We start from the raw sequence: 14,652 nt of genomic DNA, 5'->3' as shown, positions 1-14,652 counted from the left end.
TACTTAAATTTACCAATAAAAACAGAGCTATGGCAATTGTAATAACCGATGAATGTATAAACTGCGGTGCATGTGAACCAGAGTGTCCTAATACGGCAATTTACGAAGGTGCAGATGACTGGAGATATGCAGATGGAACCGATCTAGAAGGTGATGTGGTACTTCCCGGAGGGAAAGAAGCCAACGCAAATGAAGCTCAGGAACCTATAAGCGATGAAATTTACTATATAGTACCAGATAAATGTACCGAGTGTAAAGGTTTTCACGAAGAACCTCAATGTGCGGCAGTTTGTCCTGTAGATTGTTGTGTTCCAGATGATGAGCATGTTGAATCTGAAGAAAAATTACTTCAGAAACAAAGTTTTATGCATCACGATTAAAGATCGATTTATAAAATACAAACTCGCCAATCGGCGGGTTTTTTTATGTGATGCTAAATTTTAGTTCACTTCTATAGACTGAAGGTGACCTCCCGGTAAATGCCTTGAATTGCTTATTAAAATGACTAAAATTGTTAAAACCACTTTCAAAGCAAACATCGGTTATACTTATCTGTCTTTCGTGTAATAGTTTAGCTGAATGCGCAAGTCTGTACTCATTCACAAACTGAGTAAATGTTTTTCCGGTAATTCTTTTAAAATACCTGCAGAATGCCGGGTTGGTCATACTAACCTTATCACTTATCTCCTTTAAACTAATTGGTCTCTGGAAGTGCTCTTTTACATAATTAAATATGATATTGATTCGGTCATTATCCTGTAAGTTAGTTTCCAGCAGAAAACCTTCAGCATTCAAAATCGTATAATCGCCAGTTTTTTCAAGTGAATTTAAAACTTCCAGTAATCCAAGCAATTTCTGGAAAGGATTAAGCTCTCGTAAGGATTCAATGATAGCTCCTATACGACGCTTAGTGTCGCTATGAAAAACGATTCCTTTTTTCGCTCTTTCGAGGAGGTCCTGGATTCGTGACATTTCAGGTGTGTTCAGAAAATCATTTCCAAGAAAATCATTTCTAAACTGTATCACCGTTTCGCAATTATGATTAGTAAGTCCATCGGTAAAAGCACAATGGGGGAGAAGCGAGCCAATCAATATAAGATCACCATTCCTGTAATAAGATATATGACTTCCTATTTGCCGCTTTCCGCAGCCGCCATTCACGTAAACCAGTTCGACCTCCGGATGATAGTGCCAAAAGGTCTTTTTCGAACCAACCTGGAATTTATCATGGGTTCTATATGAAAATGAACTCCCAAATCCAGGTTCTATTCTTTCCAGCCTTGGTTTCGATGTTGTATTCATAATATCGAGATTACGTCTAAAATTACATCTGAAGAATAATTGCTTGTGGAACAAAATTAGCAATTATATGTGCTGGATTAACCGATAACGTTTGAAATGGATTTCGTAAGGGTAATTGCGTACATAAACTGGATCATTTCACGCTACTTTTCCATTTGGATCTGGTCTAAGTTTATCTCAGTTAATCCAAGTATAACTTAAAACCTTAGATTATGAAAAACACAATCAACAATTTCGTAGTAGCAATCATGTTACTGGTATCATTCAGTAGTTCTGCCACAGATGGTGTGAATCTAAAAGTAGAAAATCAATATGATCTCATCGTAGAAATACAGAAAACTGAATATGGGTCTGAGCTTAGTCTTTTAAGTCAAAATGCAGAGGTTATTTTCAGAGATCAACTGGAGGAAAACGCCAGGTTTTCGAAGAAGTTAAATTTCGATTCGCTAAAAGATGGTGAATATTTACTAATTCTGAATAAAAAGTACTTTAGGTCTACCACGGTGATTACTAAATTAAATGATCAAATTAAAATTGACCAGGCTAATTACAAATTCGCTTTCAAACCTTGCTTTAAAATCGAAGAAGATCAGGTAGTGGTATATATGCCCAATCTAAATGAATCAAAACTCAGTGTTCAAGTCTTCGATCAGAAAGGAATCAAGGTAGGCAATTTTAAAACCAGAGAACCAGAACTTAGAAAAGCGTTTGATTTTTCTGAAGTGGATCCTGGCAAATACACCTTTATAATTGAAACTCCTGAAGATAGTTTTGAGCAAGTTATTGAAATAGGATAGTCAATTCGATTTTGAGATATAAAAAAACCCGCCAACTGGCGGGTTTCTTAAATTAAATTTTAAGCTTAATCCATTTTGCGTTTGATCTTATCGATCGCATTCTGAATAGATTTCTCAGGCTCGATAATATTGTTATTACCCCAGAATTGGGAGTCATAAAAACCAGATACATCATCTACCATCACGATATTAGGTCTAATTAGCTCCTGGTTCATTTTAAATTCTTCTTCAGAATATGGTTGCCAGTCGGTCACCACCATTTCGCTATTGATCTTGTATTTAGAATTGAAAATCTTTCGCTTCCAATTAACTACATAATCCATCTGCGCTTTTCCATAAGCAAAGTGCCACTTGCCGTTATTCTGAGCGTAATCAACCTGATAATTCAGTTCAGTAGGATAAACTTTCGCTCCGTTTGGTTTTTTCTTTACAAACATTTCCTGAGCTGCATTTCTATTATCCACGTTCAGGTTATAATCTGCCTTGACCAGAGTTGAAGTTTCAGCATCGATAAAAAGTTTCCCGTAATACCATGGATCTGACTCATCACGTTCTCTGAAATTTACAACATAGGTATATCGATCATTGATCTTGGCAGGCTCATCAAAACTAAAATCGTAACTATCCATCATACCTTGTCTAAGTACATACTCTGTGTATTTCATCATATCCAGGTATAATGTATTAAATGGGCCACCGCGTAATTTCAACGCCAATGTATCCAGTTTATCATAGTCTGTACTTTTTCTGGCTTTATACAAGGATACAAGATCTTTCTTACTGTCTTTATAAGAAGATTTGTGGATCTTAACAACTGCTTCAGATAAGCTAACATTACTCCATCCTTTCTTGATCGTTTCCCGGTAAAAGGAAGTCATAATACTTTGATCTGAAAGATAATTTTCATCCTTTTTGTCTAGCATGTCCTGAACCAGCAGGCGTGGATTCGTTGCCTTATATAGGCTGACTTCTGTAAGTTCTTCCATAGTTTCTGAAAGTTCTATTCGGGTATTTTCCGGTTTAAAATAATCCAGAGGAAGAGTTTTACTCTGAAATCCAAGAACTGATATGGTCACAGTTGCCTCTGTCATATCTTCCGGAACCTTGAGAGAAAATACACCATCTGCATTCGTGATGGTTGAAATGTTACTATTATTCAGGGAAAGGTATGCTGAAGAAATAGGCCTTCCGGTTCTCTCATTCACCACTTCACCTTTATATTCATTAAACGCTTTAGCCGAAGGCTGAAAAGCATATATCTGTAATGAACCTAGAATAAAACTTAGAAAAAATAGCAGGCTACTTTTTCCTGAAATAGGGTTTGAAAGTTTTGCATTCATAGTCAAATTATTAAAGTTTACTTAAACTTATACAATATAACTATTTAAATACTTATAAAGATGTGAATCAGCTAATTATTGAACTGAACGATTGTTAATCTTTCAATGAGCACGAATATCATATAATAGTTGTAGTCCTGAAAAATACCAAACCACACATGTATATTGTTTCAGTTATCCACACATTGAACTTGAAGCTCATCTGTAAACAATCATTTTTTCGTATGGCATGAAATATGACCATCAATTCTTCGTTATCAATGGATTTCAAAACCAATCAACTATGCATAAATTATGTTACGCCGCTCTCTTCGTTTTCTTCGGAAGTATTTCAGCTTCAGCACAACTATATAGTGAAGATCAGAGTGCATCTGTTACTGAGCAGGTATTAAAAGAACTCAACCGGGAGCGTTCATTATTAAGTCAGAATCTGGAATTTAGAATTAAAGAGATCGATTCCAAGATCACTAATCTGGACGAAAGTATTCGTACTTCAAATTCGGCTTCAGAAAAAGTAGAGAAACTATTGGAGCGAGTTAAGTTTTTAGAGCAGCGACAGGAAGAGATCGATAAGAATACAGTAAGTGTCTATAAGTACAATTATAGCTCAGCGGTTCTTAACCTTGCTTCTATGGAGCGCGAAATAAAACCTTTAAGTCTTTTTAATAGTTCGCGTGAATTTTATTCTACACTGGATAAAGTAAGTAATCCAATGAATTATGAAGGATACCAGCAGTGGTTTGGCAAATTCAAAGGGTACATTGAAGAAGAGAAAGAGGACGATGCTAAGCTGGAAGCGCTGAATCATATGTTGCAGGTGACAGGTGATCTGGCAAAAGGAACACCATTTACGGGAATGTTTGCAGGAAGCCTGATCGATGGGATCAGTCAGTTTGTTGGTTCACTAAATAGAAGAGACAAAGAGTTAAGAGAGAAAAGCATTAAAATGCTGAAGCTTACCACTAGCATTTCGCAATTTACCCATGATAAGGATCTTATCGAAACCGAATGGGAAGGAATTAATAAGAACCTGAATGAACTTAAAGAATTGCAACAGGAAGCTATTGAAGACAACCTGGTGCAGATCCTCGGCATCTCCCGCAACGGTTTTGCTGAAAAATTCACCAACGAAACTGATGCTAAAAAGCGAACACAGTATATTCTGGATATTTCCAAAATTGCTGAAAATAAGATCGTAGAGGAACGAAAGACAAATCCGGAAAACTGGAAGCAGGAATACCATGACCAGATGCTAACGGTACAGAATCTTAAAATACGTTTCGGGATGCTGACTTTCAGAATTCTGGAGAATCTTGAAAAATATGAAAAACTGATCGCTAAGTATGAAAATGACCCATTCCTGAAGGATGAGATGAAAAATCTAAGATTAAAACTAGATCTGGTAAGAAACAGTTTCGAAAGCACTTTTAATCCGCAGGAATATATAAGAGCTTCGAACGAAATGTATATTGTGGAGTAATTAAATTATTTCAATGTTTATAAAAGCCCTGTTGGATATATTCACAGGGCTTTTTTTATTCGGTCAAGCTGCGAAAAGGATGTATGTTATTCTCGAATCTAATACCTATCTTTGCAGCCGCAAAAACAAAGCATCTAAATTATAGTATATGAAAGCCGGAATTGTAGGACTGCCAAACGTAGGAAAATCGACACTTTTTAATTGCCTTAGTAATGCTAAAGCACAAAGTGCAAACTTTCCGTTTTGTACGATAGAACCTAACGTGGGAGTTGTAAACGTTCCAGACCAGAGACTGCTGAAGCTTGAAGAACTCGTAGATCCTGAAAGGGTTATTCCTGCAACGGTTGAAATCGTTGATATTGCTGGACTAGTAAAAGGAGCGAGTAAAGGAGAAGGACTTGGAAACCAGTTTTTAGGTAATATACGTGAAACCGATGCTATTCTTCATGTGCTTAGATGTTTTGAAGATGATAATATCGTACACGTAGATGGTTCCATAGATCCTATTAGAGATAAAGAAACTATAGACATGGAGCTGCAGTTGAAAGATCTTGAAACTGCAGATAAGAAACTAGAAAAAGTTAAACGAGCTGCCAGAACAGGTAATAAAGAAGCGCAGAAGGAGGAAGCTGCTTTGCTGAAAGTGAAGTCTGGTCTTGAAGCTGGAAAATCTGTTCGAGCGATCGATCTTACTGAAGATGAACGTAAAGAATTTATCGCGCCTCTACAATTTATCACAGATAAACCGGTAATGTATGTTTGTAATGTAGATGAAAGTGCTGCTGTTGATGGTAACGAACATGTAGAGAGAGTTAGAAAAGCTGTAGCAGAAGAAAATGCAGAAGTTCTTGTTCTTGCTGTTGGAACTGAAGCTGATATAACTGAACTTGATGATTTCGAGGAAAGACAGATGTTTCTTCAGGATATTGGGCTTGAAGAGCCTGGTTCTGCAAAACTAATTAGAGGAGCTTATAAGTTGCTTGATCTTCAAACTTACTTTACCGCCGGAGTTAAAGAAGTTAGGGCATGGACGATTCCCGTTGGATCTTCAGCTCCACAGGCTGCGGGTGTAATTCACACCGACTTCGAAAAAGGTTTTATTCGTGCTGAGGTTATAGCTTACGACGAGTATGTAAGTTTTGGAAGTGAGGCAAAAGTGAAGGAAGCTGGTAAAATGCGCGTAGAAGGAAAAGATTATATCGTAAAGGATGGCGATGTAATGCATTTTAGATTTAACGTCTAGTTGCTAGTATTGAAAAAATAATGAACAACACTTCAATTTGGGTTCATTCAGTTAATTAACAGCGTATCCAAAATCTTTGTTAATTACTTTCCTCTGGAACTGTTTCAGTTTTTCGGCTATTACCTTATATTTAGACCGAAACTCCATGAATCTATATGAGCGACAATACTAAATATACCGAAGATAATATTCGGTCTTTAGACTGGAAGGAGCATATCCGTATGCGACCTGGTATGTACATCGGGAAACTTGGAGATGGATCCAGCCAGGACGACGGTATATATATATTATTGAAAGAGGTTATCGATAACAGTATCGATGAATTCGTGATGGGTGCTGGAAAGACCATCGAAATCTCTGTGCAAAATCAGCGGGTGATCGTTCGTGATTTTGGTAGAGGGATCCCTTTAGGTAAAGTTGTGGATGTAGTGTCCAAAATGAATACCGGTGGTAAATATGATAGCAGAGCTTTCAAAAAGTCTGTAGGACTAAATGGTGTAGGTACGAAAGCTGTAAATGCTTTATCTTCTTATTTTAGAGTAGAATCTTCTCGTGATAGCAAAAGCCATGCTGCTGAGTTTGCAAAGGGAGAACTTCAGGATGAGGAGCATCTTGACGAAACTTCAAGAAGGCGAGGTACAAAGATCACATTCATTCCAGACGAGCTAATATTTAAAAACTATAAATTCAGAAATGAGTATATAGAGAAAATGCTTAAGAACTATGTGTACCTGAATCCAGGTTTAACCATAGTTTTTAATGGAGAGAAATTTTATTCTGAAAATGGATTAAAAGATCTCTTAGGAGATAGCATTAGCGAAGAAGATATGTTGTATCCTATTATTCACCTTCGTGGGGATGATATCGAAGCAGCGATCACTCACAGCAGAACACAATATAGCGAGGAATATCACAGTTTCGTTAACGGCCAGAATACTTCACAGGGAGGAACACATCTTGCTGCATATAGAGAAGCGATCGTCAAAACCGTTCGTGAATTTTATGGCAAGAACTACGAAGCCAGCGATATTCGAAAATCTATCGTAACCGCCATCAGTATAAAAGTGATGGAGCCGGTTTTTGAAAGTCAGACTAAAACAAAACTAGGGTCTACAGATATGGGAGGGGAGCTTCCAACGGTAAGAACCTATATCAACGATTTTATTAAAAGAAATCTTGATAATTATCTTCATAAAAACCCGGAAACAGCAGAGAATCTTCAACGAAAAATTCTTCAGGCAGAACGCGAGCGCAAGGATCTTTCCGGGATCAGGAAGCTAGCAAAAGACAGAGCTAAAAAAGCGAGTCTGCATAATAAAAAATTAAGGGATTGCCGCGTGCATCTTGGGGACAGTAAACATCAAAGATGTCTTGAAACGACCTTGTTTATTACAGAGGGTGATTCAGCATCAGGTTCGATCACCAAGAGCAGGGACGTGGTAACCCAGGCAGTATTTAGTTTGAAGGGTAAGCCTTTGAATAGCTACGGACTTACTAAAAAAATCGTCTACGAAAATGAAGAATTCAATCTGCTACAGGCAGCACTGAATATCGAAGATTCTCTGGAAGACCTGCGTTATAATAATATCGTAATAGCAACAGATGCTGATGTTGATGGAATGCACATCAGGTTATTGCTTATCACATTTTTCCTTCAGTTTTTCCCGGAACTAATTAAGGAAAATCATCTATATATTTTACAGACTCCGTTGTTTCGAGTAAGGAATAAGAAGGAAACTATTTACTGTTATAGTGAGATGGAGCGAAAGCAGGCCATGGAAAAATTGAAAGGTAAGCCTGAAATTACTCGATTTAAGGGGTTAGGTGAGATCTCGCCAGATGAATTTGTACATTTTATAGGAGAAGATATTCGTTTAGATCCTGTAATGCTGGATAAAGACAAATCTATAGAAGAAATGCTTAGCTTCTATATGGGCAAGAACACACCAGACAGACAGGAATTTATTATTGATAATCTCAAATTTGAACTTGACCTGGTCAATGAACTTGGCGTATGAGATTTACCAATAAAAGCGAGGTTAAGATAATCCCATCGATCTATATCGTGCTTGTTGCGGTATTCGTTACGAATCTATTCGTAAATATTGAGATCATGGCTTCAGATTCTGAACAGGAAATTACCTTCAGTCATTTTCTCCCCAATATCGCCACCTTGCTTTTAGGTCTATACGTTCACCGGATTGGACAGGCGTTCGATTTTGATAGTGATGGAGAAACTTTGAACTTTAAAAACAATGGAGTTTTTCTTTCAAAATTCATGGAATATCGTGTCAAGAAGGCTGAATTTCCGAAGAGAAAATTAGGGAAGTTCAAGTTTTACGACGTCGGAATTTATTCTGCCCTTACAATCTATATTAACTCAAGAAGAAAAAAAGGATACCGGAAATATACTTTCAATACCACATTTTTAAACCGAAAAAAGAAAAGGGGTTTAGTGGATTCACTGAATAAAGTTCTTGAAAACACCCCCAAAGTGACTGCCTAATGGAAGAAAACCTTGATGGAGCTCAGGAAGAGCAATTTGAAAATAAGGAAGAATTAATAAAGGTAACCGGAATGTACAAAGACTGGTTTCTGGATTATGCATCATATGTAATCCTGGAACGAGCCGTACCAGCAATTGAAGATGGCTTTAAACCAGTTCAGCGCCGTATAATGCATTCTATGAAAGACCTGGACGATGGCCGTTACAATAAAGTGGCGAACATTGTGGGTCACACCATGCAATATCATCCTCACGGTGATGCCAGTATAGGAGATGCCATGGTTCAAATTGGGCAAAAGGATATTCTAATTGACACCCAGGGAAACTGGGGAAATATATTAACAGGAGATCGAGCTGCCGCCCCAAGATATATTGAGGCGAGACTTTCAAAATTCGCTCTGGAAGTACTTTTCAGTCCGAAATTAACTGAATGGCAATTGTCTTACGATGGTAGAAAGCAGGAACCGGTAAATCTTCCCGTAAAATTTCCAATGTTGCTTGCCCAGGGTGCAGAAGGTATTGCCGTAGGTTTAAGTACAAGATTTCTACCACATAATTTTAATGAACTTATTGATGCCTCGATCAAACATCTTCGTGGTAAAACTTTTAAATTATTTCCAGACTTCCCAACGGGAGGTATCGCAGATATTTCCAATTACAATGACGGGAAACGTGGTGGACGCGTAAGAATTCGCGCACGTATCAATCAGTTAGATAAAAATACACTGGTAATAAATGAGGTTCCCTATGGAACCAATACCGGAAGTTTGATCGATTCTATTCTGAAGGCAAATGACAAAGGTAAGATCAAGATCAAAAAGATCGAAGATAATACCGCTGCTCAGGTAGAGATCCTGATACATTTACCTAACAATATTTCACCAGACAGAACTATAGATGCATTATATGCATTTACTCAGTGTGAAAACTCATTATCACCATTAGGCTGTGTAATTATTGATCACAAACCAATATTCCTGGGAGTTTCAGAAGTTTTAAGAAGATCAACAGATCATACGCTTCATCTTCTTAAACGAGAACTGGAGATAAAACTGGATGAGCTCCAAGAGCAATGGCATTTTGCATCGCTGGAACGAATATTTATCGAAAACAGGGTGTATCGGGATATTGAAGAAGAAGAAACCTGGGATGGGGTAATTCAGGCGATAGATCGAGGATTGAAACCTTTTACGACGCATTTAAAGCGCGAGGTTACCGAGGAAGATATTATAAGACTTACTGAGATTAGAATTAAAAGAATCTCAAAATTCGACATAGATAAGGCACAGCAGAAGATAGATGCGCTCGAAGATGAGATCGCCCAGATAAAACATCATCTTGACAACCTTATAGACTTTGCGGTAGATTATTTTCAGAAATTAAAGAAAGACTACGGTACCGGCAAAGAACGAAAAACAGAACTCAGGTTATTTGAAGATATTGAGGCGACAAAAGTCGTCATTCGAAATACCAAGCTTTATGTGAATAGAGCAGAAGGTTTTGTAGGAACCAGTCTCAAAAAAGATGAATATGTAACTGAATGTTCAGATATTGATGATGTTATCTGTTTTACAGCCGATGGTAAAATGATGGTGACCAAGGTTGATGCTAAAACTTTTATTGGTAAGGATATTATTCACGTAGCAATCTTTAAGAAAAAAGATAAACGTACGATCTACAATATGATCTACCGGGATGGGAAGGCTGGCAATACATATGTGAAAAGATTTGCAGTAACTTCAGTTACCAGGGATCGGGAATATAATTTAACTCAAGGTAAAAAGGATAGTAAAGTCCTGTATTTCACTCCGAATCCGAATGGAGAAGCTGAAGTAGTTACAGTCTTACTTAGACAGGTTGGAAGTATAAGAAAAGTAAAATTCGATGTAGATTTTGCAGATATTTCTATTAAAGGTCGGAATGTTAAAGGAAATATTGTCACTAAATATTCTGTAAAGCGTATTGAGCTGAAAGAAGAAGGTGTCTCAACGCTAAAACCTAGAAGAATCTGGTTCGACGAGACAGTTAAACGTCTAAACGTAGATGAAAGAGGAGAATTATTAGGGGAATTTAGAGGAGAAGATAGATTACTGATCATTACACAAGATGGTGTTGCAAAAACAATAAGACCGGAGTTAACAACCAGGTTTGATGAGGAAATGGTCATTCTGGAAAAATGGGTTAAGAATAAACCGATTTCTGCGATTTACTGGGAACCTGAAAAAGAACGTTACTATGTCAAGCGTTTTATAATCGAACATCCTGATAAAGAAGAGAAATTTATTAGTGATCACGAAGAATCCTTTTTAGAAATGGTTTCAACAGATTATTTCCCAATGGCCGAGATCGTCTATACCAAACCTAAAGGAAAAGAGCGTCGCGAAAACGACGAGATCAATATAGAGGAATTCATCGCAGTAAAAGGTATAAAGGCTTTAGGAAATCAACTCACTTCTGAAAAAGTAAATCAGATCAATCTTCTGGATCCAATACCTTATGAAGGACAAAATGAAGATGAATCTAACGAAGATCAAAGTTCGAAAGATTCTGAAGATAATATAACAGCAGAAGATATTAAAAATGGGACGATCAAAGCACCAGAAAAAAAATCTGGCGGCGACGGTCAACCTTCACTATTTGACGAGTAATGGGATTATTTAAAGAATTCAAAGAGTTTGCTGTAAAAGGCAACATGATAGACATGGCCGTAGGTATCATCATTGGTACGGCTTTCAATAAAGTGGTTGATGTTCTGGTAAAACAGATAATTATGCCGCCATTAAGCATGATTACCGATGGTGTAAATTACGCTGACAGGAAGATCATTCTACGAGATGGTGTTGGTACTGAAGGTGCGGCAGATTATGTAAATGAAGTTTCAATTGGTTACGGACTGCTTATTGAAACCATGGTAGATTTTTTAGTCATTGGTTTCGTTGTCTTTATAGTGGTAAAATTCATGAATCGTTTCCGGAACAAAGCTCAGGACCCAAAAAATCCAGAGGTCGTTACTCCCAAGGATATCGAATTGCTATCCAGTTTAAATGAGTTAATGGAAGAGCAGAATAAATTATTGCGGGAAAAGCGAGCTTAACGCTATTCTGAAACTTTCTTTACTTCCCCGCGGGCCTTTTGGGTTTCACCAACCTGGCCGTACTCGAACGTATAACTATTCTTAGAAGTAGTGAGGATCTTCATGTGGATTGGCTTCTGTTCAGCCATATTTTTAGGATTTGTATTCTTGATAATATACTCACATGGATTGATCCATCTTACGGAACTCGTATCTGTATTTCCCTGAAAAAACTCAATTTCTATCGAGTCATTCCTTACGAAAGTAGATTTTTGTAATTCTCCGTTTATATAAGTTTCGAACTCGAAAGTGCCAGTTCTAAAATCAGCACAGTTCCTGTTGGCTTCAAAACATGAGCTCAATGTGAGTAACAGGATAAAACAGAGTGAAATCATTTTGTTCATACTGCAAGGTAAGTTTTAATCAAATGAGAGTCAATTTTCGAAGGCTTCAAAACTACCATCCTCATAAAAAAATACTATTCGTTTCACCTTTTGGTTACTCGAAGTTTCCTGATTTAACTGAACATCCTTCGAAATATTAACTTCAGCATTTCTGGTCTGGGTTTCTTGCGTTGAGTGATCAGGTTTTGTTTGATGTACAACTTTATCATTACCTGAGTTGGTTCTGGGAGGGAAAGAACCCTTTCCATTTAACAACCAATATAATTCTACCTCGGGAAAATTCTTTACGACTTTCATGACAAAATCGAGACTTGGTTTATTTCTACCAGAAAGGATATGTGAAATGGAAGACCTTCCAACTTCTATTTTATCTGCGAAAGATGCTGCTGAAAGATCGTAATATTCAAGAATGCGTTGCAGCCTGGTTCCGAATTGTTCTGTGTTTACCATTGTAAATTACTTCTGATTTCCCCATTGATTACAAATGTAAATATAGCATATTTTAGTGTTAATACACATCTGTAAACAACAATATTTATGTTGAACAAATACTTTATAAAAACTAATCTAGATTATTGATAATGAATTAAAAATACCTTTTTTATGTCCAGTTTGGATAAATTCCTAACCATGCTTGTATTGAAGAAACCCACTTATTCACAACTGTAAACTACGGAGTGATTTCTACTTGTATACAATTGTAAATAATTGATTGTTTAGTTTTGTAAACATGACTGAGAAATCAAAAATGTGGTTGAGTAATCGCGATTATGATAAAGCCAAATACAGGAAAGTGGCAGGCCGCTATCTTCATAATGATCATCTGGAAGACTTTATATCTACCCATTCAGATAAACTTGTATTTAAAACTATAGGAGTTTCCGTAGAGAATAAGAAAATTTACGGACTGCGAATTGGATCTGGATCAAAGAAGGTTTTAATGTGGTCGCAAATGCACGGGAATGAATCCACAACAACGAAAGCTGTACTGGATTTTTTAAACTCTGTAGTGGTAGATGTAGATAGCTCTTATAATAAGTCACTACTTGAGCGTACAACCTTATATATTATTCCAGTACTTAATCCAGATGGCGCAGCGTATTATACGCGAGTCAATGCCAATGCTATAGATCTTAACCGGGACATGCAGGATCTTAGCCAGCCAGAAAGCAGGTTGCTCATGAAGGTTTACAGGGAATTCCAACCTGATTTTTGCTTAAACCTTCATGATCAACGCACCATTTTTAGTGCAGGAGAAACGAATCTACCGGCAATATTGTCTTTTTTGACGCCTTCGAGCGATATAAACCGCAGTATCACCGAAGCACGTAAGGACAGTATGTCTTTAATCGCTGGAATTGTTAATGATTTAAAAGATGAACTCGGGGAACGTGTAGGTAGATATGATGATGGTTTTAATCTTAATTGTGCTGGTGACACCTTTCAGAGTTTTGAAACTCCAACTATTCTTTTTGAAGCTGGTCATTATCCTGGAGATTATAACAGGGATGTAACGCGAAAATTCGTTTTTAAAGCTTTGAGAAGCTGCCTGGATCAAATAATGAATGATACACGTGTCGATTACCATCAATATTTTAAAATTCCTGAAAATGCTAAATGTTTTCGGGATGTGGTATTAAGGAATGTAAATATCGAAGGAGAGCAAAAAGATATTTTGATACAGTTCAAAGAAACATTAGTTCATGATAAAATACGATTTGTGCCCGTAATTGAGGATATTCTTAATAACTCAGTTTTATATGGACATCGCGAAATTGATGCAGCTGGTAAAATGATAAGATTGATGGAGGAGGGGTCAATTTCCGAAAACGTTATAGTTAATAAAATATTCTTAAATGATGATATTTTCGAGCTAAATCCCCAATAAAGGTGTTTTTATTTAGCAATAATTCAATGATTTTGTATTAATTTTGAATTTCATTAAAAATAGAACTTCAAGATGGCTAAGTTTAAATTAGACGACACCGACCACCAGATTCTTGACATGCTAATCGAGAATACCAGAACTCCATTCACCGATATAGCGAAGAAACTACTGATATCAGCTGGAACTGTCCACGTTCGTGTAAAGAAAATGGAAGAAGCTGGAATTATTATAGGATCATCGTTAACTCTCGATTACAAGAAACTTGGATACGCGTTTATCGCCTATGTAGGGGTTTTTCTGAAGAATACTTCACAAACAAAATTTGTACTTGAGAGAATCAACGAAATTCCATTCGTTACGGTTGCTCATGTAACTACAGGCAAGTTTAATGTGTTCTGTAAAATACGTGCTAAAAACACTCAACATGCGAAGGAAATCATTTTCCAACTTGATGATATCGAGGGTGTCTATAGAACAGAGACTATGATTTCTCTGGAGGAAAGTATCAATGATAAAAAACGTTTGATGCATTCCATATTTAAAGATATGTAATTTATACTAAACTTTTAATAAAGACCCTCTAAACCTAGCTGTTTAGAGGGTTTTTTTATACTTTTAA

Annotated in this window: 14 protein-coding genes; 10 read left to right on the top strand and 4 right to left on the bottom strand. The window is 36.9% G+C overall.

Features of this window, described 5'->3' with window-relative positions:
* Positions 1-29: 29 nt before the first annotated feature.
* Positions 30-380 carry a 4Fe-4S dicluster domain-containing protein gene (locus tag ACNKXS_RS12240; protein ID WP_298247220.1) on the top strand — a complete coding sequence of 117 codons (351 nt, stop codon included), beginning with the start codon at positions 30-32 and terminating at the stop codon, positions 378-380.
* Positions 381-423: 43 nt separating this feature from the next.
* Here the strand turns inward: ACNKXS_RS12240 and ACNKXS_RS12235 are convergent, their stop codons facing one another.
* Positions 424-1,302, bottom strand: a complete 879-nt coding sequence (locus tag ACNKXS_RS12235; protein ID WP_417921090.1) for an AraC family transcriptional regulator — start codon at positions 1,300-1,302, stop codon at positions 424-426.
* Positions 1,303-1,514: 212 nt separating this feature from the next.
* On the opposite strand from ACNKXS_RS12235, the gene ACNKXS_RS12230 reads away from it, so the two are divergent.
* Entirely contained in the window at positions 1,515-2,099 is a 585-nt protein-coding gene (locus tag ACNKXS_RS12230; RefSeq protein ID WP_417921089.1) for a hypothetical protein, read from the top strand.
* A 65-nt stretch (positions 2,100-2,164) separates the two neighbouring features.
* On the opposite strand, the gene ACNKXS_RS12225 is transcribed toward ACNKXS_RS12230, so the two are convergent.
* Positions 2,165-3,439, bottom strand: coding sequence for a carboxypeptidase-like regulatory domain-containing protein (locus ACNKXS_RS12225; RefSeq protein ID WP_417921088.1), 1,275 nt, complete (start codon positions 3,437-3,439; stop codon positions 2,165-2,167).
* A gap of 283 nt (positions 3,440-3,722) precedes the next feature.
* On the opposite strand from ACNKXS_RS12225, the gene ACNKXS_RS12220 reads away from it, so the two are divergent.
* The 6 genes from ACNKXS_RS12220 to mscL all read left to right on the top strand — a co-directional run bounded on the left by ACNKXS_RS12220 (position 3,723) and on the right by mscL (position 11,762).
* On the top strand, positions 3,723-4,919 hold the full coding sequence (locus ACNKXS_RS12220) for a coiled-coil domain-containing protein (protein ID WP_417921087.1): 1,197 nt from the start codon (positions 3,723-3,725) through the stop codon (positions 4,917-4,919).
* A gap of 148 nt (positions 4,920-5,067) precedes the next feature.
* Positions 5,068-6,162, top strand: coding sequence for a redox-regulated ATPase YchF (ychF, locus tag ACNKXS_RS12215; protein WP_417921086.1), 1,095 nt, complete (start codon positions 5,068-5,070; stop codon positions 6,160-6,162).
* Between the two features lie 155 nt (positions 6,163-6,317).
* Positions 6,318-8,180, top strand: a complete 1,863-nt coding sequence (locus ACNKXS_RS12210; RefSeq protein WP_417921085.1) for a DNA topoisomerase IV subunit B — start codon at positions 6,318-6,320, stop codon at positions 8,178-8,180.
* Positions 8,177-8,668 (top strand): hypothetical protein, encoded by a 492-nt coding sequence (locus tag ACNKXS_RS12205; protein WP_417921084.1) that lies wholly within the window; start codon positions 8,177-8,179, stop codon positions 8,666-8,668. Before ACNKXS_RS12210 ends, ACNKXS_RS12205 begins: the two co-directional genes overlap by 4 nt.
* On the top strand, positions 8,668-11,316 hold the full coding sequence (locus ACNKXS_RS12200) for a DNA gyrase/topoisomerase IV subunit A (RefSeq protein WP_417921083.1): 2,649 nt from the start codon (positions 8,668-8,670) through the stop codon (positions 11,314-11,316). The genes ACNKXS_RS12205 and ACNKXS_RS12200 overlap by 1 nt, the downstream gene beginning before the upstream one ends.
* Positions 11,316-11,762: a large conductance mechanosensitive channel protein MscL gene (gene mscL / locus ACNKXS_RS12195; protein ID WP_295180269.1), complete on the top strand. Its 447-nt coding sequence runs from the start codon at positions 11,316-11,318 to the stop codon at positions 11,760-11,762. The genes ACNKXS_RS12200 and mscL overlap by 1 nt, the downstream gene beginning before the upstream one ends.
* A gap of 2 nt (positions 11,763-11,764) precedes the next feature.
* Here mscL and ACNKXS_RS12190 read toward each other — a convergent pair whose 3' ends face one another.
* Together ACNKXS_RS12190 and ACNKXS_RS12185 are read right to left on the bottom strand one after the other, a co-directional pair.
* Positions 11,765-12,145: a DNA topoisomerase IV gene (locus tag ACNKXS_RS12190; protein WP_298526161.1), complete on the bottom strand. Its 381-nt coding sequence runs from the start codon at positions 12,143-12,145 to the stop codon at positions 11,765-11,767.
* 30 nt (positions 12,146-12,175) lie between these two features.
* Entirely contained in the window at positions 12,176-12,595 is a 420-nt protein-coding gene (locus ACNKXS_RS12185) for a helix-turn-helix domain-containing protein (RefSeq protein ID WP_417921082.1), read from the bottom strand.
* Positions 12,596-12,875: 280 nt separating this feature from the next.
* On the opposite strand from ACNKXS_RS12185, the gene ACNKXS_RS12180 reads away from it, so the two are divergent.
* Both ACNKXS_RS12180 and ACNKXS_RS12175 read left to right on the top strand, forming a co-directional pair.
* Positions 12,876-14,033, top strand: coding sequence for a DUF2817 domain-containing protein (locus ACNKXS_RS12180; RefSeq protein ID WP_417921081.1), 1,158 nt, complete (start codon positions 12,876-12,878; stop codon positions 14,031-14,033).
* Between the two features lie 72 nt (positions 14,034-14,105).
* On the top strand, positions 14,106-14,585 hold the full coding sequence (locus ACNKXS_RS12175; protein ID WP_417921080.1) for an Lrp/AsnC family transcriptional regulator: 480 nt from the start codon (positions 14,106-14,108) through the stop codon (positions 14,583-14,585).
* The last annotated feature ends 67 nt before the right edge of the window (positions 14,586-14,652 follow it).

The organism is Christiangramia marina (assembly GCF_048285865.1).
GTDB lineage: Bacteria > Bacteroidota > Bacteroidia > Flavobacteriales > Flavobacteriaceae > Christiangramia > Christiangramia marina.
Note: the sequence above shows the minus strand (reverse complement) of the source record. Positions and strands in the feature narration are given on the sequence as shown.

What these genes read in the sequence shown, in the direction of transcription:
- ACNKXS_RS12240 (WP_298247220.1), top strand. Translation starts at nt 30, where the DNA reads ATGGCAATTGTAATAACCGATGAATGTATAAACTGCGGTGCATGTGAA.
- ACNKXS_RS12235 (WP_417921090.1), bottom strand. Translation starts at nt 1,302, where the DNA reads ATGAATACAACATCGAAACCAAGGCTGGAAAGAATAGAACCTGGATTT.
- ACNKXS_RS12230 (WP_417921089.1), top strand. Translation starts at nt 1,515, where the DNA reads ATGAAAAACACAATCAACAATTTCGTAGTAGCAATCATGTTACTGGTA.
- ACNKXS_RS12225 (WP_417921088.1), bottom strand. Translation starts at nt 3,439, where the DNA reads ATGAATGCAAAACTTTCAAACCCTATTTCAGGAAAAAGTAGCCTGCTA.
- ACNKXS_RS12220 (WP_417921087.1), top strand. Translation starts at nt 3,723, where the DNA reads ATGCATAAATTATGTTACGCCGCTCTCTTCGTTTTCTTCGGAAGTATT.
- ychF (WP_417921086.1), top strand. Translation starts at nt 5,068, where the DNA reads ATGAAAGCCGGAATTGTAGGACTGCCAAACGTAGGAAAATCGACACTT.
- ACNKXS_RS12210 (WP_417921085.1), top strand. Translation starts at nt 6,318, where the DNA reads ATGAGCGACAATACTAAATATACCGAAGATAATATTCGGTCTTTAGAC.
- ACNKXS_RS12205 (WP_417921084.1), top strand. Translation starts at nt 8,177, where the DNA reads ATGAGATTTACCAATAAAAGCGAGGTTAAGATAATCCCATCGATCTAT.
- ACNKXS_RS12200 (WP_417921083.1), top strand. Translation starts at nt 8,668, where the DNA reads ATGGAAGAAAACCTTGATGGAGCTCAGGAAGAGCAATTTGAAAATAAG.
- mscL (WP_295180269.1), top strand. Translation starts at nt 11,316, where the DNA reads ATGGGATTATTTAAAGAATTCAAAGAGTTTGCTGTAAAAGGCAACATG.
- ACNKXS_RS12190 (WP_298526161.1), bottom strand. Translation starts at nt 12,145, where the DNA reads ATGAACAAAATGATTTCACTCTGTTTTATCCTGTTACTCACATTGAGC.
- ACNKXS_RS12185 (WP_417921082.1), bottom strand. Translation starts at nt 12,595, where the DNA reads ATGGTAAACACAGAACAATTCGGAACCAGGCTGCAACGCATTCTTGAA.
- ACNKXS_RS12180 (WP_417921081.1), top strand. Translation starts at nt 12,876, where the DNA reads ATGACTGAGAAATCAAAAATGTGGTTGAGTAATCGCGATTATGATAAA.
- ACNKXS_RS12175 (WP_417921080.1), top strand. Translation starts at nt 14,106, where the DNA reads ATGGCTAAGTTTAAATTAGACGACACCGACCACCAGATTCTTGACATG.